Source organism: Pseudomonas sp. MDT2-39-1 (assembly GCF_054898085.1).
The window spans coordinates 5,231,157-5,250,170 of the sequence record NZ_CM142716.1 but is presented as its reverse complement, the minus strand read 5'-3'; the positions used below and the strand labels follow the sequence as shown (position 1 = coordinate 5,250,170).

Annotated in this window: 19 protein-coding genes; 4 read left to right on the top strand and 15 right to left on the bottom strand. The window is 58.8% G+C overall.

All coding sequences use genetic code 11. The annotated features are described in order from the left end of the window. Positions 1 to 88 precede the first annotated feature (88 nt). Both ACYZTM_RS24610 and ACYZTM_RS24605 read left to right on the top strand, forming a co-directional pair. On the top strand, positions 89 to 811 hold the full coding sequence (locus ACYZTM_RS24610; RefSeq protein WP_131062464.1) for a 1-acylglycerol-3-phosphate O-acyltransferase: 723 nt from the start codon (positions 89 to 91) through the stop codon (positions 809 to 811). A 146-nt stretch (positions 812 to 957) separates the two neighbouring features. Next, complete coding sequence (locus ACYZTM_RS24605; RefSeq protein ID WP_131062463.1) at positions 958 to 1,929, top strand: magnesium and cobalt transport protein CorA; 972 nt, start codon at positions 958 to 960, stop codon at positions 1,927 to 1,929. 113 nt (positions 1,930 to 2,042) lie between these two features. On the opposite strand, the gene ACYZTM_RS24600 is transcribed toward ACYZTM_RS24605, so the two are convergent. From ACYZTM_RS24600 to ACYZTM_RS24590, 3 genes are all read right to left on the bottom strand, one after another. Then, a complete protein-coding gene (locus ACYZTM_RS24600; protein WP_461985104.1) occupies positions 2,043 to 2,765 on the bottom strand; it encodes an amidotransferase in 723 nt (240 codons plus the stop codon). Between the two features lie 95 nt (positions 2,766 to 2,860). After that, a complete protein-coding gene (locus ACYZTM_RS24595; protein WP_461985102.1) occupies positions 2,861 to 5,005 on the bottom strand; it encodes a 3-hydroxyacyl-CoA dehydrogenase NAD-binding domain-containing protein in 2,145 nt (714 codons plus the stop codon). Positions 5,006 to 5,030: 25 nt separating this feature from the next. Further along, positions 5,031 to 6,236, bottom strand: coding sequence for an acetyl-CoA C-acetyltransferase (locus ACYZTM_RS24590; RefSeq protein WP_461985100.1), 1,206 nt, complete (start codon positions 6,234 to 6,236; stop codon positions 5,031 to 5,033). Positions 6,237 to 6,828: 592 nt separating this feature from the next. On the opposite strand from ACYZTM_RS24590, the gene ACYZTM_RS24585 reads away from it, so the two are divergent. After that, complete coding sequence (locus tag ACYZTM_RS24585) at positions 6,829 to 7,650, top strand: c-type cytochrome (protein WP_461989200.1); 822 nt, start codon at positions 6,829 to 6,831, stop codon at positions 7,648 to 7,650. 124 nt (positions 7,651 to 7,774) lie between these two features. Here ACYZTM_RS24585 and ACYZTM_RS24580 read toward each other — a convergent pair whose 3' ends face one another. The 10 genes from ACYZTM_RS24580 to ACYZTM_RS24535 all read right to left on the bottom strand — a co-directional run bounded on the left by ACYZTM_RS24580 (position 7,775) and on the right by ACYZTM_RS24535 (position 16,930). Continuing rightward, a complete protein-coding gene (locus ACYZTM_RS24580) occupies positions 7,775 to 8,590 on the bottom strand; it encodes a transglutaminase family protein (protein ID WP_461985098.1) in 816 nt (271 codons plus the stop codon). Further along, entirely contained in the window at positions 8,587 to 9,537 is a 951-nt protein-coding gene (locus tag ACYZTM_RS24575; protein WP_461985096.1) for an alpha-E domain-containing protein, read from the bottom strand. The genes ACYZTM_RS24580 and ACYZTM_RS24575 overlap by 4 nt, the downstream gene beginning before the upstream one ends. A 12-nt stretch (positions 9,538 to 9,549) precedes the next feature. After that, complete coding sequence (locus tag ACYZTM_RS24570) at positions 9,550 to 10,959, bottom strand: circularly permuted type 2 ATP-grasp protein (RefSeq protein WP_017337349.1); 1,410 nt, start codon at positions 10,957 to 10,959, stop codon at positions 9,550 to 9,552. A 400-nt stretch (positions 10,960 to 11,359) separates the two neighbouring features. Next, positions 11,360 to 11,701, bottom strand: coding sequence for a ribonuclease E inhibitor RraB (locus ACYZTM_RS24565; RefSeq protein WP_131062456.1), 342 nt, complete (start codon positions 11,699 to 11,701; stop codon positions 11,360 to 11,362). A 213-nt stretch (positions 11,702 to 11,914) separates the two neighbouring features. Then, positions 11,915 to 12,148: a hypothetical protein gene (locus tag ACYZTM_RS24560; RefSeq protein ID WP_131062455.1), complete on the bottom strand. Its 234-nt coding sequence runs from the start codon at positions 12,146 to 12,148 to the stop codon at positions 11,915 to 11,917. A 242-nt stretch (positions 12,149 to 12,390) separates the two neighbouring features. After that, positions 12,391 to 13,266 (bottom strand): polyamine aminopropyltransferase, encoded by an 876-nt coding sequence (gene speE / locus ACYZTM_RS24555; RefSeq protein ID WP_131062454.1) that lies wholly within the window; start codon positions 13,264 to 13,266, stop codon positions 12,391 to 12,393. Between the two features lie 255 nt (positions 13,267 to 13,521). Next, on the bottom strand, positions 13,522 to 13,713 hold the full coding sequence (locus ACYZTM_RS24550) for a PLDc N-terminal domain-containing protein (protein WP_131062453.1): 192 nt from the start codon (positions 13,711 to 13,713) through the stop codon (positions 13,522 to 13,524). A gap of 64 nt (positions 13,714 to 13,777) precedes the next feature. Beyond that, positions 13,778 to 14,308 carry a hypothetical protein gene (locus tag ACYZTM_RS24545; RefSeq protein ID WP_131062452.1) on the bottom strand — a complete coding sequence of 177 codons (531 nt, stop codon included), beginning with the start codon at positions 14,306 to 14,308 and terminating at the stop codon, positions 13,778 to 13,780. 179 nt (positions 14,309 to 14,487) lie between these two features. Further along, positions 14,488 to 15,006, bottom strand: a complete 519-nt coding sequence (locus ACYZTM_RS24540) for an ankyrin repeat domain-containing protein (RefSeq protein WP_131062451.1) — start codon at positions 15,004 to 15,006, stop codon at positions 14,488 to 14,490. A gap of 97 nt (positions 15,007 to 15,103) precedes the next feature. Next, positions 15,104 to 16,930: a long-chain-acyl-CoA synthetase gene (locus tag ACYZTM_RS24535; RefSeq protein ID WP_461985093.1), complete on the bottom strand. Its 1,827-nt coding sequence runs from the start codon at positions 16,928 to 16,930 to the stop codon at positions 15,104 to 15,106. A 344-nt stretch (positions 16,931 to 17,274) separates the two neighbouring features. Between ACYZTM_RS24535 and ACYZTM_RS24530 the strand changes: the two genes are divergently transcribed. After that, positions 17,275 to 17,553 carry a DUF3509 domain-containing protein gene (locus ACYZTM_RS24530; RefSeq protein WP_131062449.1) on the top strand — a complete coding sequence of 93 codons (279 nt, stop codon included), beginning with the start codon at positions 17,275 to 17,277 and terminating at the stop codon, positions 17,551 to 17,553. Positions 17,554 to 17,760: 207 nt separating this feature from the next. On the opposite strand, the gene mtnC is transcribed toward ACYZTM_RS24530, so the two are convergent. Next, entirely contained in the window at positions 17,761 to 18,444 is a 684-nt protein-coding gene (gene mtnC, locus ACYZTM_RS24525) for an acireductone synthase (RefSeq protein WP_461985091.1), read from the bottom strand. 4 nt (positions 18,445 to 18,448) lie between these two features. Beyond that, entirely contained in the window at positions 18,449 to 18,994 is a 546-nt protein-coding gene (locus ACYZTM_RS24520; protein WP_131062447.1) for a 1,2-dihydroxy-3-keto-5-methylthiopentene dioxygenase, read from the bottom strand. Positions 18,995 to 19,014: the final 20 nt, after the last annotated feature.

Genomic DNA, 19,014 nt, shown 5'->3' with positions numbered 1-19,014 from the left:
CGCCTATCTCCTACCTCTATAGCGGCAATTGCCGAAAACAGTGCACATCCGTACACTGCGCCACCTTTTGTCCCGGTGGGGCCTGTAAATGCTGTTTGTGTTTCGTATGTTATTGATGGGCCTGCACTTTATTCTGGCCGGTGTGCTTGGGGTGATTCTGGGCCTGTGCCGTCCGTTCAACCCTGACAACAGCCGTTTGTGCGCGCGCCTGTATGCGTGGCCGGCGATGTGTATTTTGCGTTTACGGGTGAAGGCCGATGTCGGGCCGTTGATGGATAAACCCGACAGCTGCGTGATCATCGCCAACCACCAGTCCAACTACGATCTGTTTGTGTTCGGCAACGTGGTGCCCCGCCGCACCGTGTGCATCGGCAAGAAGAGCCTGAAGTGGGTGCCGCTGTTCGGGCAGTTGTTCTGGCTGGCCGGCAATGTGTTGATCGATCGCGGCAATGCGCACAAGGCGCGCCAGTCGATGTTGACCACCACGCACACCTTGCAGCATGAGGACACCTCGATCTGGGTCTTCCCCGAAGGCACGCGCAACCTCGGTGAAGAGTTGCTGCCGTTCAAGAAAGGCGCGTTTCAGATGGCGATCGCCGCGGGCGTGCCGATCGTGCCGGTGTGTGTCAGCAGTTACGTCAAACACATGCGATTGAACCGCTGGCGCAGTGGGAAAATTCTGATCCGTTCGCTGCCGGCGATTCCTACGGTGGGATTGAGCCTGGATGACATGCCTCTACTGATCGCCCAGTGTCGCGAGCAGATGCGCGAGTGCATCGAGTCGATGGATCGGCAACTGCAAGCCGCTTAAAAACAAACCCGCCGAGTGCGGGTTTTTTTCGCCTCCAAACTTTTGCCGGCGAACTCAACAGATTTCACTGACTCTCAAGCAGCAGACAAGGCTAAGCTGAACGCTGCCTGCCACTGCCACCTGCAAATAAGAAGTGAACCTGAATCATGGGTAGAGTTGTCGCTGCTGCGGTTTATAGCGCCGGTAAAAAAGTTTCCAACATTACTCTCGACGAAGGCGCTGCCTGGGCTGCCAAGCCTGACCACTTTGTCTGGATCGGCCTTGAAGAGCCGAACGCCCTGGAACTGACCAACCTGCAACGCCAGTTCAACCTGCACGAACTGGCCATCGAAGACGCATTGGAAAAACACAGCCGACCGAAGCTCGAAACCTTCGGCGACGCCCTGTTTATCGTCACGTATTCGCCGATCCGGCACGAAGGCAAACTGGAGTTCATCGAGACTCATATCTTTGCCGGCAACGGCTACATCATCACCGCCCGCAACGGTCACTCGGCGTCCTACGCCCTGGTCCGCCAGCGCTGTGAGGCGCGTCCGATCTTGCTGGAGCACGGGGAAGATTTCGTACTCTATGCCATCCTCGATTTTGTGATTGAAAACTACCAGCCGATGGGCGAAGCGATCCATGCGGAGATCGATGAACTGGAGCGCAACGTGCTGTGCAGCGCGCTGAATGAACATGACATCCAGAAGCTGCACGGCCTGCGCCGGGACGTATTACGCCTGCGCCGTTATGCGGCGCCGATGGTGGAGATTGGTGAGGAACTGCAGAAGCTGAACTTTCCGTTTATCGACAAAAACATGCGCCCGTATTTCCGCGATGTGCAAATTCACGTCACGCGGCAGATGGAGGACCTGACGACCCTGGCGGATATTGCCAGCCAGACCATTGAGGTTGGGGTCTTGCTGGAGGCATCGCGGCAGAGCGTGGTGCAGCGCAAGTTTGCGGCATGGGCCGCGATCCTGGCGTTCCCGACGGCGGTAGCGGGGATTTACGGGATGAACTTCCAGAACATGCCGGAGTTGACGTGGCATTACGGGTATTTCGCGGTGTTGGGGTTTATTGCGGTGGGGTGTGTGAGTTTGTGGGTGAGTTTCAAGAGGTCGGGGTGGTTGTAGCCATTACCGCGGCGTCTTTGAAATTCGCGGGCAAGTCGGACCGCCGCACCGCTCGCTCCTACAGGGATTCGGTGATCTGTAGGAGCGAGGCTTGCCCGCGAAGCTTTTAAGGTTCAAACAGCGTCTGGCTTGTGCGCCACAAACCGCATCATCCACTCCGCAACCGTCGCACCGTGGTGCTCTTGCTCAAGGCTCGCTACGCCTTGCGTATAAACCTGCTCGCCCAACGCTTGCTGACGGATCTCCAGCAGCGCACGGGAGTAATCGTGAATGAATTCCGGGTGCCCCTGGAAGCACAGCACCTGATCGTTGATGTGGTATGCGGCAAACGGACAGAAATCGCTCGAGGCGATGACCGTGGCGTTTTCCGGTAGCGACGTCACCTGGTCCTGGTGGCTGATCAACAACGTCAGCTCTTCACGCACCGGACTCATCCAGGGCGCCTTCGCCGCCAGTTTGTAGCTGTGGGTGCCGACACCCCAGCCTTGGGTCGCACGTTCACTCTTGCCGCCCAACAGCAGCGCCAGCAGCTGGTGGCCGAAGCACACGCCCAGCAGTTTGTCGCCACGCTTGTAGCGGGCCAGCAGGTACGTTCTAAGGGTTTCAATCCATGGGTCAGTGCCGAAGGAATCGGCCTTGCTGCCGGTGACGAGGTAGGCGTCGAAAGTCAGATCATCACTCGGATACTCGCCCTGCATCACGTTGTAAACGGTGAACTCGGCAGCGATGGGTTGCTGCGAAAACAGGTTCTGGAACATCTGCCCGTAACCCTGATACTGATCGACCAGTTCCGGACGCAGGATGTCGGTTTCCAGAATGCAGATGCGTAACGACATAAAAAATACCTGACACGTGATGGGAATAATGCACACCCCAGAGACTGCCTCGAAACACCGTGACAAGGCAAGCCCCGGAAGGCGTCATACGTCCCTTAGAAGGTCTCCCCTTTGGCGGCTTTCTCCAGCAGCAACGCCGGCGGCGCAAAACGCTCGCCATACTGTTGGGCCAGGTACTGGGCACGGGCGACGAAGTCTTTCACGCCGTACTGGTTGATGAACTGCAGGGCACCGCCGGTCCAGGCCGCGAAGCCGATACCGAAGACTGAGCCAATGTTGGCGTCCGCCGTCGAGGTCAGCACGCCCTCCTCCACGCAACGCACGGTTTCGATGGCTTGCACAAACAGCAGGCGATCGCACACATCCTTCGGCGAAATCTGCCCGTCGGCTTTCTCGAAACGGGTTTTGAGCTCCGGCCACAGATGTTTCTGGCCACCGACCGGATACTCGTAGAAACCGCCTCCTGCGGCTTTACCGGGCCGCTTGTATTCGTTGAGCAGCAAGTCAATCACGGCGAACGCCGGATGCTCAATCAGCGGTTTCCCTTCTGCTTGCAGGTCTTTGGCGGTTTGCTGGCGGATATGGCTCATCAGGCTGAGGGAAACTTCGTCGGAGATCGCCAGAGGCCCGATCGGCATGCCGGCCTTGCGCGCTTCTGTCTCAATCATCGGTGCGCTCACACCTTCGCCGAGCATGGCGATGCCTTCATTGGTGAACGTACCGAACACCCGCGAGGTGAAGAAGCCGCGACTGTCGTTGACCACAATCGGCGTTTTCTTGATTTGCAGAACGAAATCGAACCCGCGCGCCAGGGTTTCGTCACTGGTGTTGGCACCTTTAATGATTTCTACCAGCGGCATTTTCTCCACCGGGCTGAAGAAATGCAGACCGATGAACTTCGTTTGATCCGGCACGGCGGTGGCCAGGCCGCTGATCGGCAAGGTCGAGGTGTTGGAAGCGATCACTGCAGCTGGGCCGACGACTTTCTGCGCCGCCGAGGAGACTTTGGCTTTTAGCTCGCGATCTTCGAAGACCGCTTCAATGATCAGGTCGCATCCGGCCAGGTCCGCATCGCTTTCGGTGGTGTGGATCCGCGCCAGAATCGCCTCTCGCTGTTGCGGGAGCATCTGGCCGTGAGCGACTTTCTTGTCCAGCAGCGCCGCCGAGTGGGCCTTGCCCTTCTCCGCTGCCGCGAGGTTGATGTCCTTGAGCACCACTTCAATGCCGGCCGAGGCGCTGACAAAAGCGATGCCGGCTCCCATCATCCCGGCGCCAAGCACGCCGACTTTTTGCGTTACATAAGGTGCAAAACCATTGGGCCGCGATCCGCCGGCATTGATCTCATTGAGCTGGAACCAGAACGTGCCGATCAGGTTTTTCGAGATTTGGCCGGTGGTCAGTTCCGTGAAGTAGCGGGTTTCGATCAGGTGTGCGGTGTCGAAATCCACCTGGGCGCCTTCAACCGCCGCGCACAGAATTTTCTCCGGCGCGGGCATGCAGCCCTGGGTTTTGCTGCGCAGGATCGACGGTGCGATGGCAAGCATCTGCGCGACTTTCGGGTTCGTCGGCGTGCCGCCGGGGATCTGGTAACCCTTCACATCCCAACGCTGTACGGCCGTCGGATGGGCAATAATCCAGGCCCGCGCCTTGCTCAGCAGTTCATCGCGATCCGCCGCCAGTTCATCGATCAAACCCGCTTGTAACGCCTGTTGTGGCCGCACTTTTTTGCCTTCGAGCAGGTATGGCAAGGCTTTTTCAATGCCCAGCATCCGCACCATGCGCACCACCCCGCCGCCGCCCGGCAACAGGCCGAGGGTGACTTCCGGCAGGCCGAGTTGCACGGATGGGTTGTCCAGCGCGATGCGGTGATGGCAGGCGAGGCAGATTTCCCAGCCGCCACCCAACGCCGCGCCATTGATCGCGGCCACCACCGGTTTGCCGAGGGTTTCCAGGGTACGCAATTGGCCCTTGAGCGTCAGGACCATGTCGTAAAAGGCCTTGGCTTCGGGTTTGCCGACCTTGATCAGTTCATTGAGATCGCCGCCGGCAAAGAAGGTTTTCTTGCCCGAGGTGATGACCACGCCGGAAATGTTGTCCTTTTCGGCCACCAGTCGGGCGACGCAGGTGGCCATCGCCTCGCGATAGACCGCGTTCATGGTGTTGGCGCTCTGGCCCGGCATGTCGATGGTCAGGACGACGATCTGGTCCTGACCTTTTTCGTAACGAATGGCTTCGGTCATGTCACTTGTTCCTTAAGGTCGGGGCTCAGAGGCGTTCGATGATGGTGGCAATGCCCATGCCGCCGCCGACACACAGGGTCGCGAGGCCATAGCGCAGGCGCCGGGTTTCCAGTTCATCGAGCAGCGTGCCGAGAATCGCGCAGCCGGTGGCGCCCAGCGGGTGGCCCATGGCGATGGAGCCGCCGTTGACGTTGACCTTGTCCGGGTCGATGGCCATGTCCTTGATGAATTTCAGCACCACCGAAGCGAAGGCTTCGTTGACTTCAAACAGGTCGATGTCTTCGACCCGCAGCCCGGCCTTGGCCAGTGCTTTGCGGGTGGCCGGCGCCGGGCCGGTGAGCATGATGGTCGGATCGGTGCTGGTAACGGCGGTGGCGACAATTCGCGCCCGTGGCTGCAAACCCAACGCCCGGCCTTTGGCCTCGGAGCCAATCAGCATCAGGGCGGCGCCATCGACGATGCCGGAGCTGTTGCCCGGGGTGTGAACGTGATTGATCCGCTCCACCTGGCTGTAAACGCGCAACGCGGTGGCGTCAAAACCCATCAGCCCCATCATCTCGAAACTTGGCTTGAGTTTGCCGAGGCCTTCCAGAGTCGATTCGGCGCGGATGAACTCATCGTGATCGAGCAGGATAATGCCGTTCTGATCCTGCACCGGCACCAGCGACTTGTTGAACGAGCCGTTCGCCCGCGCCCGCGCTGCCTTTTGCTGGGAATGCAATGCGTAGGCATCGACGTCTTGGCGGCTGAAGCCTTCAATCGTGGCGATCAGGTCGGCGCCGACGCCTTGCGGGGTGAAATGACTGTGCAGATTGGTTTCCGGGTCCAGCGCCCAAGCGCCGCCATCGCTGCCCATGGGCACGCGGGACATGGACTCGACGCCGCCGACCACCACCAGGTCTTCGAAGCCGGAGCGGACTTTCATCGCACCGAGGTTCACGGCTTCAAGCCCCGAGGCGCAGAATCGATTGATCTGCACGCCGGACACGCTGACGTCCCAATCGGCGACTTGTGCCGCGGTCTTGGCGATATCGGAGCCCTGATCACCGATCGGCGTGACACAGCCGAGCACCACGTCATCGACCTGACTGGTATCCAGCGACGTGCGCTGCTGCAACGCCGTGAACAACCCGGCCACCAGATTCACCGGTTTGACGCTGTGCAGGGCGCCATCGGCCTTGCCTTTGCCACGGGGCGTGCGTAACGCGTCGAAAATCAAAGCTTGGGTCATGACGTCCTCGAACCTGAGCGAAATACTGAGCTTCCACCTTAGGCCGAGCCGCCGTGGATTCAATGACCGCAGTGCTCACTGGCGTTGACGGACACGCTCAGACGGACGGTCGTTCGCGCCCGGATTAACCGTTTCACGTCACCAAGCTGTCTAGCCAACGGGCGCCCAAGAAGCTGGCAATAAGCCTCATGCGTTTTTAAAAGCTTTAAGTAAGCGAACCATACGAAATGGATCTAAACCAAGCGTGACGCGGGCTCTAAGGTGAAGATGTACGAAGTTGTCGTCGGGTTTTGCCGAGGCACTCGTCTTACAGGAAGTTCAACGCTCTGTCGTCATGGAGATATGCAGGCAGGCATCAGGAAATAACAAAAAAGGCGGTCAAGCCATGTTCAAGCATTCGAAAGTACGTCAAGCCGGGCTCATTCTTTTCGCCACTACGCTGTTGTTGATTTTGCCGAACCTGACCAAGGTGATCGGCTAGTCGGTCTTCAAATAAAACGGCGCCAGGTTTTTATATTGCCCTCTTAAAAATGTGACTGGCTCGCTACCCGGGCCAGCGTGGGTGTGCCAACCTTTGCGGCACTTCCACGACATGGACGGCGATCATTTGAAAACGCTCATTCTGTTCGGGGCCTTGCTGCTCAGCACGCCCCTGTATGCCGCACAGCTGAACCTCGAGTTGGGCGCGGGCAGTCGCACCTGGCAGACCGAGGAGTTGCTCAAGCACCCTCAGGTCCAGACCATCACCATCAGCGAGGACGTTTCCTACAAGCGGAGCATGAGTTATCGCGCAGTTCCGTTGGCGGCGTTGTTGACCGACATCAAGCCTGAAGATCATCTGCAAGCCGTGGCTTTGGACGGGTTTGCCGCGGAATTGTCGGCGGCGCCGTTGCTGAACGCCAAGGGCGCGCGCGCGTGGTTGGCGATTGAAGACCCGGCCAAACCGTGGCCTGCGTTATCGGAAGGCAAACCAGGTGCCGGGCCGTTTTATCTGGTGTGGGTCGATCCGCAAGCCGGCAACATCAGCCCTGAGCAATGGCCGTTTCAAGTGGCGAGTATCAAGCGCATGGCGCCAGTCGCCGAGCGCTTCCCTGCACTGCTGCCCGATCCTGCCTTGAAGGCCGACGATCCGGTTAATAAAGGCTTTGCCTTGTTTCAGAAGAATTGCCTGGCCTGTCACCGACTCAATGGTGCCGGAGATGCGCAGTTCGGGCCGGATTTGAACATTCCATTTAATCCGACCGAGTACTTTGGGGCGGATTTCCTGAAGCGCTACATTCGAGATCCGCAGAGTTTGCGGCAATGGCCTCAGGCGAAGATGCCGGGGTTTACGGCGACGGTGTTGCCGGATGGGGAACTGGAAATGCTGGTGGGGTATTTGAAGCATATGGCGGGGCGCAAGGTTAAGCCCTGACCCCATTCCCCCTTGTAGGAGCGAGGCTTGCCCGCGAAGAAGGCGATGCGGTCTAACTGAAGGACCGCGTTATCGTTCTTCGCGGGCAAGCCTCGCTCCTACAGGGGGGATGTGGTGTTGCGGATTATTGTTGCTGGACGGAGATGACCGGTGCCGGCATCGGCGTTGGCGACACAAACACTTTCGCATGCATCTGCTCACACCCGCCGCCCCGACGCATCCCGCGAACCGGGCAGGCATCCAGGTAATCCAGGCCCACCGCCAATTTCAAATGTCGCTCCGGCCGGGCCAGTTCATTGGTCACATCGAAGCTGTACCACGCGTCATCGAGCCAGGCTTCGGCCCAGGCGTGACTGGCCAGGTGTTCGCTGTTCTCGCTGTACAAATAACCCGAAACATACCGCGACGGAATGCCCAGGCTGCGGGCACAGGCGAGAAACGCGTGGGTGTGATCCTGACAGACGCCGGAACGCCCGGCGAAGGCCTGGGCAGCGCTGGTATCCACCTCGGTGGAGCCCGGCGTGTAGGTCATGTGCGAATTCAGGCCATGCATCAAGTCGATCAACGCCGTGCGATCCCGGCGTTTTTTGCATGCCTTCTCGGCGAATGCACGCAAAGCCTCGTCGGCTTCGGTCAGGCGCGTGAAGCGCAGGAACGGCAGCGCCGACTGGCTCTCATGCTCGGCTTCGCGCAGTTCGTCGATGTCCACCTGGCCACGGGCGCCGATGATGATCGCCTCGTGCGGTTCGTCCATGGTCAGCACGTGCAGGATGTTGCCGAACGGATCGAGTTGCGCGCGCACCGGACGCGGCAGGTCGAGTTGCCAGCTGAGCACATGCTGGCGCTCGCTGTCGTGGGGTGTCAGTCGCAAGTACTGGATGCTCGCCCGCACCTGATCTTCGTAGTGATAGGTGGTTTCGTGGCTAATGGAAAGTCTCATGCAGCCTCCAGGTAGGAACTGTGAATGGCGTTGCCCAACTGGCGCACCAGCGGGATGAATTCGGTCAGCCAGGCGTGCAGGCCTTCGTCGAGAATTTCGTTGATGCCCGTGTAGCGCAGGCGCGCGTCCATCTCCGCCGCCAGACGTTGCGCAGGACGGCCATTGGCCCCTGGCAGTTGGGCAAGGATCTGGTCGATTTCTTCGGTGCAGGCACGCAGGGAACGTGGCACATCGGCGCGCAGCAACAGCAACTCGGCCACATGCCGGGCGCCGGGTGCGTCGCGGTAGATCTCGGTGTAGGCCTCGAAAGAGGACAACGCCCGAAGCAGAGCACTCCACTGGTAATACGCGTGAGCCGTGCCATCGCTGACCGCTTCGGCCTGATCGCCGGCCATTTCGTAGCGGGCGTCGAGCAGGCGCAACGTGTTGTCGGCCCGCTCGATAAACGTCCCCAGACGAATGAAGCGGAACGCATCGTTACGCATGATCGTGCCGTAGGACGCGCCACGAAACAGGTGGGAACGTTCCTTGATCCACTCGCAAAAACGGCTCATGCCGTAGCGACTCAAGCCCTGTTCGGCGATACCGCGAATTTCCAGCCACGTGGCGTTGATGTTTTCCCACATGTCGGCGGTGATTCGACCACGCACCGCATGAGCACTGGCCCGCGCCGAGCCAAGGCAGCTGTAGATGCTCGCCGGGTTGGCCGCGTCCAGGGCAAAGAAATGCAGCAGCCGTTCGGCGTGCAAATCACCGTGGCGCTCCAGGTAATCCTCCAGGGTGCCGGTGATCAGCAGCGGCATCGCCAGTTCGTGCAGGCCGTCACCGCGACCATCCTGCGGCATCAGCGACAGCGAATAACTGATGTCGAGCATCCGTGCGAGGTTTTCCGCCCGCTCCAGGTAACGCGACATCCAATACAAATCCGAGGCAGTTCTACTTAACATGGCAAGCTTCCTTCAATCCTCGACCACCCAGGTGTCCTTGGTTCCGCCGCCCTGGGAGGAATTCACCACCAGGGAGCCTTCACGCAGGGCGACACGGGTCAAACCGCCGGGCACAACCCGGGTTTCGCGGCCAGACAATACAAACGGACGCAGGTCGATATGGCGTGGCGCGATGCCGTTTTCGACAAAGGTCGGACAGGTCGACAGGGACAACGTCGGTTGCGCGATGTACGCGTGAGGCTTGGCCTTGATCCGCGCGCGGAAAGACTCGATTTCCGCCGCCGTCGCCGCAGGCCCCACCAGCATTCCGTAACCTCCGGAACCTTGGGTTTCCTTGACCACCAGGTCTGGAAGATTGGCCAGCACATGGGACAGTTCAGAAGGATTGCGACACTGGAACGTCGGCACATTCTTCAGGATCGGTTCTTCGTCCAGGTAGAAACGGATCATGTCCGTGACAAACGGATACACCGATTTGTCGTCCGCGACCCCGGTGCCGATGGCATTGGCCAGCACCACGTTGCCGGAGCGATAAGACGACAGCAGCCCTGGAACGCCAAGCATCGAGTCCGGGTTGAACGCCAGCGGATCGAGAAACGCATCGTCGAGGCGACGGTAGATCACGTCGACCGCTTTCGGCCCGTCCGTGGTGCGCATGAACACCTTGTCGTCACGCACGAACAGGTCCGCGCCCTCCACCAGCTCAACGCCCATCTCCCGCGCCAGAAAGGCATGCTCGAAAAACGCGCTGTTGAAGCGACCCGGCGTCAGCACCACCACGCTCGGGTTATCGATCGGGCTGGAGCTTTTCAGGGTGTCGAGCAGCAGGTTCGGATAGTGATCAATCGGTGCGATGCGCTGGGCCGAGAACAACTCGGGAAACAACCGCATCATCATCTTGCGGTCTTCGAGCATGTAGCTCACGCCGCTGGGTGTACGCAGGTTGTCTTCGAGCACGTAGTACGTGCCGTCGCCATCGCGCACCAGATCGACGCCGGAGATGTGCGAGTAGATATCGCGGTGCAGATCGAGCCCTTGCATCGCCAATTGGTATTGCTCGTTGGCCAGCACTTGCTCGGCCGGGATGATGCCGGCCTTGATGATGCGCTGCTCGTGGTAGAGGTCGGCGAGGAACATGTTCAACGCCTTGACCCGCTGGATACAGCCACGCTCGACGATCCGCCATTCACTGGCGGGGATGCTGCGCGGGATGGTGTCGAAGGGAATCAGGCGCTCTGTCCCCTGCTCATCACCGTAGAGCGTGAAGGTAATCCCGGCGCGATGAAATAACAGATCGGCCTCGCGTCGCCGTTGTGCCAATAGCTCGTCAGGCGTCTCGGCCAGCCAACGGGCAAACTCCCGATAATGCGGGCGGACCTGGCCGCCGGCATCGTACATTTCATCAAAATAGGTGCGGATCATGCCGTACTCCTTGTCACCCGGACATCTAGGCTTCGCAAGGCCCGTGCCATCGGCAGAAACGCTTTGTTATCAATCAGTTGGATAATGAAGCCGTTTGCACCGCACCAATCCTGTGCAGCAAACGCCCCACGCTGATCGCCCCCGCTTCATTGCAAGGCGACGTTGTCGCCTATCACCAGCATAGTCAGAGTTGATTTCACTGCCCGGGGGTCGATGCGGATAATCCGCGCATCCGCTGCAAAACCTGACCGAACTTCCCTTTAGCCGCCTGCTCAGGCGGTTTTTTTTTGCGCCGGATTCTTGTTTCAGGGTTTTGCCGAGGGGGCTTTTCTGATCGCCACAAACGAAAACGGCCAACCCTAAGGTCAGCCGTTGCTGAGTGTTGTCACTGTTCATATGTTTATGCGAGTAGCCCTCGTACCTCCTGCTTGACGCCCCATCCTTCGATGATGCCGCCCAGAGGCTCGACCACCGCCTCGAAGTCTTGCTCGAAATCGCCGATATCATCATAGGTGGCGTACATGACTTTGCTCAGTTCAAGCGCCCATGCGCCGTCATCGCGCACACTGATTTGCGCGTTCAACGATTCACCTTTGTATTGCCCCGCAGCCCTGCGTGCCCGCTCCTCGTCCGGGAAAATGGCGTAGAACTCGATGGGATGGAATCGTGAAAAGTCGAAACCGCCTTCTTTCATGCGGCGCAGCACGCTGCTGCTGATGTCTTCTTGATAGGCTGTGCTCATGAAACGTCCCCCTCAAATTGATGGATAGACTTTCCGTATTCCCGGCGCTCGCAACCGATTGGTGCGAGCGATGCGGCAACAACATTGCCGGTGGGAAGCAAGCATGTAGCTGACAAGACCAGACCTTAGCGATCCGTTCGCTGATCTCGATTGCAGAGTAGCCCCAAGACAGAGGCGCTGCCAAGGCCTGGATAGGATTGAGACAGGAGATATTCAGATTGGCGTGATGCCGAGGATTTGTATGCTGTTCTGGGTCTTGAGACTTTTGACGGTCGCATCAGTGGTTCGCCCTTCCAGATCATTCAGATCCAGTTCGGCGGCGACAGGAAGGAGCCGGGCCTTGATGAGTTTTGCGGCCTGCTCGTTGTCCGGGCATTCATCGCTTTCGAACACCTCGTCAACTTGTTCACCGTGATCATCCACGAAAGTGATTTTCCACTTTTGCATCAGTGCCTCCTCGAACAAACCCGCAAATGGGCTTACAACCATCTGGACTTTTGGCCTGACTGATCGTTCCCACGGATTACGCCACACAAGCATGAAAAAAACACCGAAACCTGTAGGAGCGAAGCTTGCTCGCGAAAGCGGTGTATCTGTCGACATATGTATAGCCTGACACACCGCTTTCGTCGGAACGCCGCCCGGAGCAAGCTTCGCTCCTACAAGGGGGTTATGCGTACATCATTAGTTTAGTCGTTGCTTGGCTTGTTCACCGCTTGCAGCACGTATTGCGGCAAGGCGAAGGCGCCGATGTGGATTTCCGGGTTGTAGTAGCGGGTGATGATGCCGCTGCCGGCGAAGCGTTGCTGCAAGGTTTCACGGGACAACTTGCGATAGGCGGTGTTGGTCGCGCCCCAGGCAAAGGTCATCGAGCCACCGATGTAGGTTGGCACGGCGGCCTGATAGAAGTGCCAATCCGGGAACAGGCTGCGCAGGCGCCCGGCGGTGGTTTTGACTTCTTCGATCTGCATGAACGGGGTGCCATTCTGGGTCACCAGGATGCCGCCTTCGTTCAGGCAGCGACGGCAGGCCTGATAGAAGTTTTCCGAGAACAGCACTTCACCCGGACCGATCGGGTCGGTGGAGTCGGAAATGATCACGTCGAATTTTTCGGTGGTCGTGGCGACGAAACGCATGCCGTCGTCGATCACCAGGTTCAGGCGTGGATCATCGAACGCACCCTTGGAGTGGTTCGGCAGGAATTCCTTGCACATCTCGACCACGGTGCCGTCGATCTCGACCATGGTGATGTGCTCGATGCTGCGGTGCTTGGCCACTTCACGCAGCATGCCGCCGTCGCCGCCACCGATGATCAGCACGCGCTTTGCTGTGCCGTGCGCCAGGATCGGCACGTGGGTGAGCATCTCGTGGTAGATGAATTCGTCCGCTTCGGTGGTCTGGATCACGCCGTCCAGTGCCATGACCCGGCCCATGCGCGGGTTTTCAAAAATCACCAGATGCTGGTGTTCGGTGCGCACTTCGTGCAGCAGTTTTTCCATGCGAAAACGCTGGCCGTAGCCTTCGTAGAGGGTTTCCAGGTAGTCGCTGGTGGTGATGTTGCTCATGGGAAGTGCTCCGATAAATGCGGTGGCAACGGACGGTTACCCGCCCATGATGGCCAATCGAGCGGCTCGATTAACCGGGAAAGGCGCGCATTCTACGTTGCGGAAGATGACAGGTCGAACCTCACTTGATGAGTCGACACAATCCCTTGTAGGAGCGAGGCTTGCCCGCGAAGAACGATAACTCGATCTTTCTGTTAAACCGTGTAATCGTTCTTCGCGGGCAAGCCTCGCTCCTACAGAGGGCCGGTGTTGGTATCAGATTCGGACATTACCCCGTGGCCCGGCGATGGCCCAGATGATCAGGCCCAGGACCGGCAGCAGCAGGATCAGCAGCACCCAGATGATTTTCATCCCTGTACTGGCGCCACTTTTCAGCACGTTGATGATTGCCCAGATATCCAAGGCAAGAATAATCAGGCCAATCAGACCGTTGAACGTGGAACCCATGGTGTCGCTCCCTAAGAGTGGTGTGCACTCTTAGGATAGCCGGGCCTTGCGAGGGTTCCGCTTTTTAAACGTGGACTGCAATTTTGAGGGCTTCGAGCGATGGCGCGGCGGTGATACCCACCTCGGCGCACAACTCCAGCACGCGCGGTACGTCGTTGCCGTAGACCAGCACCACTTGCAGTTCGTCGTCGAGCAACTGGCTAAAGTTTATCAGCGTGTAACCGCCGTTTTCCTTGTTCATGCTGCCCATCTGCACCTGAATCCGATTGAGCGCAGTCAGGGCTTCGGTTTTGGCCAGTTGCTTGGGTTTGATGTTGAAATCAACGCCGGGGCCGAACGAGGCGACGATCTGGGCGAACAGGTCTACGTAAGTGTCGGCCTGGAACAGCACGGTTTCCGGCAGACTGCCGACCACGACCCACTCGCCCAGTGGAATCGGGAAGGAGTCGTCGTAGTTGATATCCGGATTGGCTGTCAGAAAAGCCTCGGGATCGGCGTAGGCCGCTGCCGCTTCATCAGCGACTTTCAGGATCTCGTCATCGCTCATGCACCCGGAGCTGATTTTACTGATGAGTTCGACGAGTGCGGCTTTCATGGGACGGATCCTGTAGCGAGTGAATTTTGAGGGCGCGAAGGATAGCGTAATTTGCCAAAAAAATTCTTTTTGTAGGAGCGAGGCTTGCCCGCGAAGGCGTAGTGTCAGTCAACATCAACGTGAATGACACTACGCCTTCGCGGGCAAGTCGGATCGCCGCACCGCTCGCTCCTACAGGGTTACGCCAGCAATTTCTCTAATTGCGCAGTGGTATCGACAGCGCCCAAGGTCTTCGCAGCATCCAGCGCGGTAACGCCATTGGCATCCTTGGCTTTCGGATCGGCGCCCTTGCTGATCAGGTAATCAACGATTTCAACGCGGTTGAACATCGCCGCCATCATCAGCGCCGTACGACCATCGAAGGACGAACCTTCCACTTGCGCCCCACCTTCGACCAACGCCTGGACCACCGCCAGGTCGCCCTTGAACGCGGCGCCGGCAATCGGACTCTGGCCGTTGTCGTTGCGGATTTCCGGGTCGGCCTTGTGTTCCAGCAGCACTTTTACCGTCTCCACATGGCCGTGGTAGGCAGCGAGCATCAGCAAGGTGTCGCCCTTGTGGTTACGCAGGTTCGGCGGCAGGCCTTTGGTCAGCAACGCAGCCATCATGGCCGCATCGCCCTCGCGCGCTTTGTTGAATACCTGTTCGGCAAATTCAGCGGCTTCTTCGGGGGTCATCTGGCGGCTTTGGTCTGACATCGGGAACTCCACTTTCTGTCATTCGGGAAAGCCGACAGTTTCCCGAGCAGCCCCGAGGCTGTCACTTCTTTTTTCTCAAGAGCCGCCATAGCCACATTCAATAGCGGTACTTGCCGCCGTGAATATCCGCCAAGACCTGATCGGTGACTTGCACGTAAGTCTGGGTGCCGGGCAGCCAGGCGTAGATCGGGTCGTCGCCAGTTTTGCCGGGGTCGAAGGCTTCGTCCTTGAGCCGGGTCTTCTGGTATTTGAAGGTCCCGGTGGTTTCCATTTTCACTTTTACCCGCAGGAAAAGCGGCACCGCATACGCGGGCATTTGCTGGCGAGCAAAGGCCAGTAACTCGCTGAAGTCCAGCGTCGCCAAGGATTCCGCCGGCGTGATCGCGGCCATGCCGGCACGCCCGTTGGTGTTCTGGATTTCGACGCCGTACGCCACGGCTTCAGAAATATTCGGGTGTTGCAGCAGAATGTTCTCTACCTCGGTGGTCGAGACGTTTTCACCCTTCCAGCGGTAGGTGTCACCCAATCGATCAACAAACTGGGCATGACCAAAACCAATGTTGCGCAGCAGATCGCCCGTATTGAAGTAACGGTCGCCCTTGGTGAACACGTCGTGGACCACGACTTTTTCGGTCTTCTGCGGATCGGTGTAACCGTCCAGTGGCGCCTTGTCGTCGATTCTCGCCAACAACAGGCCCTGCTCGCCCTTGGCGACTTTGCGCATGAAACCTTTGGCATCACGCATCGGCAGGCCGCTGTCGTGGTCGTAGGCCACCAGCTCCCAGGCCATCAGGGAAAAACCGATGGTGTTGTCGAAGTTGAGGATGTTGGTGAACCCGATGTTGCCGTCGCTGGCGGCGTACAGCTCGCAGATGTGATCAACCGCAAAGCGCGTCTTGAACTCGCTCCAGGCGCCGGGACGCAGGCCATTGCCGATCATCTTGGTCACGCGGTGATTACTGTCGTCGGCCGTGGGCGGTTGATCCACCAGGTAGCGGCATAACTCGCCGACGTAGCCGAGGGTAGTCGCCTGGTATTTGCGCACGTCATTCCAGAACTGGCTGGCGCTGAACTTGCGGCGGATGGCGAATCCTGCGGCGCCGCTGATCGCCGAGCCCCAACAAACGCAGAGCCCAGTGGCGTGGTAGAGCGGCAAGGTGCAATAGACGACATCCTGCGGCTGCATATTCAGGGCGATCTGGCCGAAACTCGCCGAGCTGCGCATCCAGCGACCGTGTTTGAAGACACCCGCCTTGGGCAATCCGGTGGTGCCTGAGGTGTAGATATAGAAACAAGGATCGTCGAAAAAAATCTGCTGGCTGCTGGCCGGATTCTCACTGGACGCTTGGGCGCTGGCGCTCATCAGGTTGATAAAACCGTCGGGCGCGTTGCCGGGACGAAGGTAAGTGTCTTGATCGGCAACGTACCAGGTGCGTGCCGGCTCGATCGACACCCGTTCGCGGACCGCGCTGAACGCCGGGACCAGTTCTTCGCCAACAATGATCCCCGCAGGCGCCACCAGGTTCAGGCTGTGGGCCAGGGTCTCGCGGGTTTGCGAGGTATTGAGCAAGGCGCTGATCGCGCCGACCTTGGCCACGGCCAATATCGTTACCAGCAGTTCCGGACGGTTCTCAAGAAAAACCGCCACCACATCACCCTTGCGGATGCCTTCGGCGATCAGGTGATGGGCAAGGCGATTGGCCCACTGGTTCACCTGTGAATAACTCAGCGCCACATCACCCTGCAGCAACGCCGGGCCATCGGGATTGCGCAAAGTCGCTTGTTCGAAGGTCCAGCCGAGGCCACACGCTTGAGTCGGATCCTTGACGTTGGCGACTTTCATGCCCTTCACCACGCGAGGAATGGCTTTGGCAATGGAAGGCAGTTTACGGAGCATCATGCCCCAGGTGATTGTGTCGCTCATGCTTGCTCCCGTTCGATCTTTTTATTGTCGGGCGGCGGTCTATGGGTCCGAAAATACGTCAGCGGTTCTTGAGCTGTACACGCGGTTTTTGAAATGTTTTGTATCCGCGCCCCGAGCGCTCGAGATCGCGATCCTCAGCGGGTGTGATTGGTTCCATCGAATCGTGGCCGACCACGCAAAATGCAGGATGCACGATGGCCATTCATGCAGATTGCACGAAAACGAAAAATCACCGTTAATATAACCTGCTGATTTATAACGACTTTAAAAAAACAAGGTACTGGCACAATCACTGCAACTACCTCTCCATGCTTGCCAATCAAGTGCTAACGGAGCTGATAGACATGAGCCTGATCCAAGAAAAATTTACCTCCCTGTTCTCCAACTTCGAAGTGAACACCCAATCGCGTCCTGACGGTGGCATTCTGCTGACCCTGCGCAGCACCGAAGGCAAAGTGTTCAAGCGTTCGATTTCCTACCAGCAATTGCATGCCGGCGATCAACTGTCGTGGGTCATCAGTGCGATTCGCCGTGACCTGGCCGAACAGGCCAGCGAACTGCCGCAGATCTCCATGCTGCAAAGCCAGCAACGGTTTGCCCTGCCGACCTATCATTCGGCGTGAACCTTGCGGTTGTGTAAATAAATACGCTGCAAACCAAACAGGCCGTGAGAGCTTTCGCTCCACGGCCTGTTTTGTTTATGAGCCTTCACCGAGTCTTTGTAGGAGCGAAGCTTGCTCGCGAAGGCGGCGTGTCAATCAACATTTCTATCGTCTGACACGCCGCCTTCGCGAGCAAGCTTCGCTCCTACAGGGTATGGGCGTAGTAGCTTAGAAAGTGGAGGGATCAATCCGCGCAAAACTGTCGACAGTCACATGCCCCGCCAACTCCCCGCCCTCTCGGGCCAGGCCGCACGTTGCCATGCCGGCCGCGCGCGCCGCGTCCAGTTCTTCGACGATGTCGGACAGAAACACAATCTGCGCAGCCTCCACCCCGATGGCCTGTGCGATGCGCTCGTAAGACTGCGCTTCACGCTTGGGCCCCGACGTGGTGTCGAAGTAGCCGCTGAACAGCGGCGACAAATCCCCCGCCTCCGAACAGCCGAAGATCAGTTTTTGTGCCTGGATCGAACCCGAGGAATAAACAAACAGTTTGAAACCGTCCTGGTGCCAGCGCTTGAGCGCTTCAACGGCATCCGGGTAAACGTGGCCTTTCAACTGCCCGGCGTGATAGCCCTGCTCCCAGACCATGCCTTGTAACGCTTTCAACGGCGTGGCCTTGCGGTCTTCGGCGATCCAGCCCAGCAGGATCTCGATCACCCGCTCAACGTCAGCACCCGGCTCGTTGCTGTCGCGGTGCACGGCGGCCAGTTGCTCGGCCACATCCGCGCGCTCGGCGTGCTGGCGAACAAAGTCCGGCAGGTGTTTGGCGGCGTACGGGAACAGCACGTCGAACACAAAACTCACCGCGCTGGTGGTGCCTTCGATGTCGGTGAGAATCGCTTTGATTGGCATCGGGTCAGTCCTCAAGACGCGGGAAGCGGTTGGCGATGTCTTCGCCGGTGAACTTGGCCACCCAGCCTTCAGGGTTGTTGAACAGACGGATCGCGACGAAATGCGGATGCTCGCCCATGTCGAACCAATGCGGCGTGCCGGCCGGCACCGAGATCAGATCGTTCTTCTCGCACAGCACGGCGTAGACGTAATCGTCGATGTGAAGGGTGAACAGCCCACGGCCGGCGACGAAAAATCGTACTTCGTCTTCGCCATGACGGTGTTCGTCGAGGAACTTGGCGCGCAGTTCGGCCTTTTGCGGGTGGTCGCTGTTGAGGCTGATGACGTCGACGGTGATGTAGCCGCGTTCGGTCATCAGCTTGTCGATCTGCGCCTGGTACGCGGCGATCACTTCTTCCTGGCTGGCGCCGGGCTGAATTTTCGCCGTGGCTTGCCAGCGGTCGAAACGCACGCCCTGCTCGGCCAGGGTCGAGGCGATGTCTTCGAAATGGGTCAGCACCTTGTTCGGAATGTCAGGGCTTGAGACGTGGTAAACGGACAGGCTGCTCATCAGGGCAACTCCTTAACGGT

Excerpts from the sequence above, each read along its gene's own strand:
- ACYZTM_RS24610 (WP_131062464.1), top strand. The coding sequence starts at position 89 with ATGCTGTTTGTGTTTCGTATGTTATTGATGGGCCTGCACTTTATTCTG.
- ACYZTM_RS24605 (WP_131062463.1), top strand. The coding sequence starts at position 958 with ATGGGTAGAGTTGTCGCTGCTGCGGTTTATAGCGCCGGTAAAAAAGTT.
- ACYZTM_RS24600 (WP_461985104.1), bottom strand. The coding sequence starts at position 2,765 with ATGTCGTTACGCATCTGCATTCTGGAAACCGACATCCTGCGTCCGGAA.
- ACYZTM_RS24595 (WP_461985102.1), bottom strand. The coding sequence starts at position 5,005 with ATGACCGAAGCCATTCGTTACGAAAAAGGTCAGGACCAGATCGTCGTC.
- ACYZTM_RS24590 (WP_461985100.1), bottom strand. The coding sequence starts at position 6,236 with ATGACCCAAGCTTTGATTTTCGACGCGTTACGCACGCCCCGTGGCAAA.
- ACYZTM_RS24585 (WP_461989200.1), top strand. The coding sequence starts at position 6,829 with ATGGACGGCGATCATTTGAAAACGCTCATTCTGTTCGGGGCCTTGCTG.
- ACYZTM_RS24580 (WP_461985098.1), bottom strand. The coding sequence starts at position 8,590 with ATGAGACTTTCCATTAGCCACGAAACCACCTATCACTACGAAGATCAG.
- ACYZTM_RS24575 (WP_461985096.1), bottom strand. The coding sequence starts at position 9,537 with ATGTTAAGTAGAACTGCCTCGGATTTGTATTGGATGTCGCGTTACCTG.
- ACYZTM_RS24570 (WP_017337349.1), bottom strand. The coding sequence starts at position 10,959 with ATGATCCGCACCTATTTTGATGAAATGTACGATGCCGGCGGCCAGGTC.
- ACYZTM_RS24565 (WP_131062456.1), bottom strand. The coding sequence starts at position 11,701 with ATGAGCACAGCCTATCAAGAAGACATCAGCAGCAGCGTGCTGCGCCGC.
- ACYZTM_RS24560 (WP_131062455.1), bottom strand. The coding sequence starts at position 12,148 with ATGCAAAAGTGGAAAATCACTTTCGTGGATGATCACGGTGAACAAGTT.
- speE (WP_131062454.1), bottom strand. The coding sequence starts at position 13,266 with ATGAGCAACATCACCACCAGCGACTACCTGGAAACCCTCTACGAAGGC.
- ACYZTM_RS24550 (WP_131062453.1), bottom strand. The coding sequence starts at position 13,713 with ATGGGTTCCACGTTCAACGGTCTGATTGGCCTGATTATTCTTGCCTTG.
- ACYZTM_RS24545 (WP_131062452.1), bottom strand. The coding sequence starts at position 14,308 with ATGAAAGCCGCACTCGTCGAACTCATCAGTAAAATCAGCTCCGGGTGC.
- ACYZTM_RS24540 (WP_131062451.1), bottom strand. The coding sequence starts at position 15,006 with ATGTCAGACCAAAGCCGCCAGATGACCCCCGAAGAAGCCGCTGAATTT.
- ACYZTM_RS24535 (WP_461985093.1), bottom strand. The coding sequence starts at position 16,930 with ATGAGCGACACAATCACCTGGGGCATGATGCTCCGTAAACTGCCTTCC.
- ACYZTM_RS24530 (WP_131062449.1), top strand. The coding sequence starts at position 17,275 with ATGAGCCTGATCCAAGAAAAATTTACCTCCCTGTTCTCCAACTTCGAA.
- mtnC (WP_461985091.1), bottom strand. The coding sequence starts at position 18,444 with ATGCCAATCAAAGCGATTCTCACCGACATCGAAGGCACCACCAGCGCG.
- ACYZTM_RS24520 (WP_131062447.1), bottom strand. The coding sequence starts at position 18,994 with ATGAGCAGCCTGTCCGTTTACCACGTCTCAAGCCCTGACATTCCGAAC.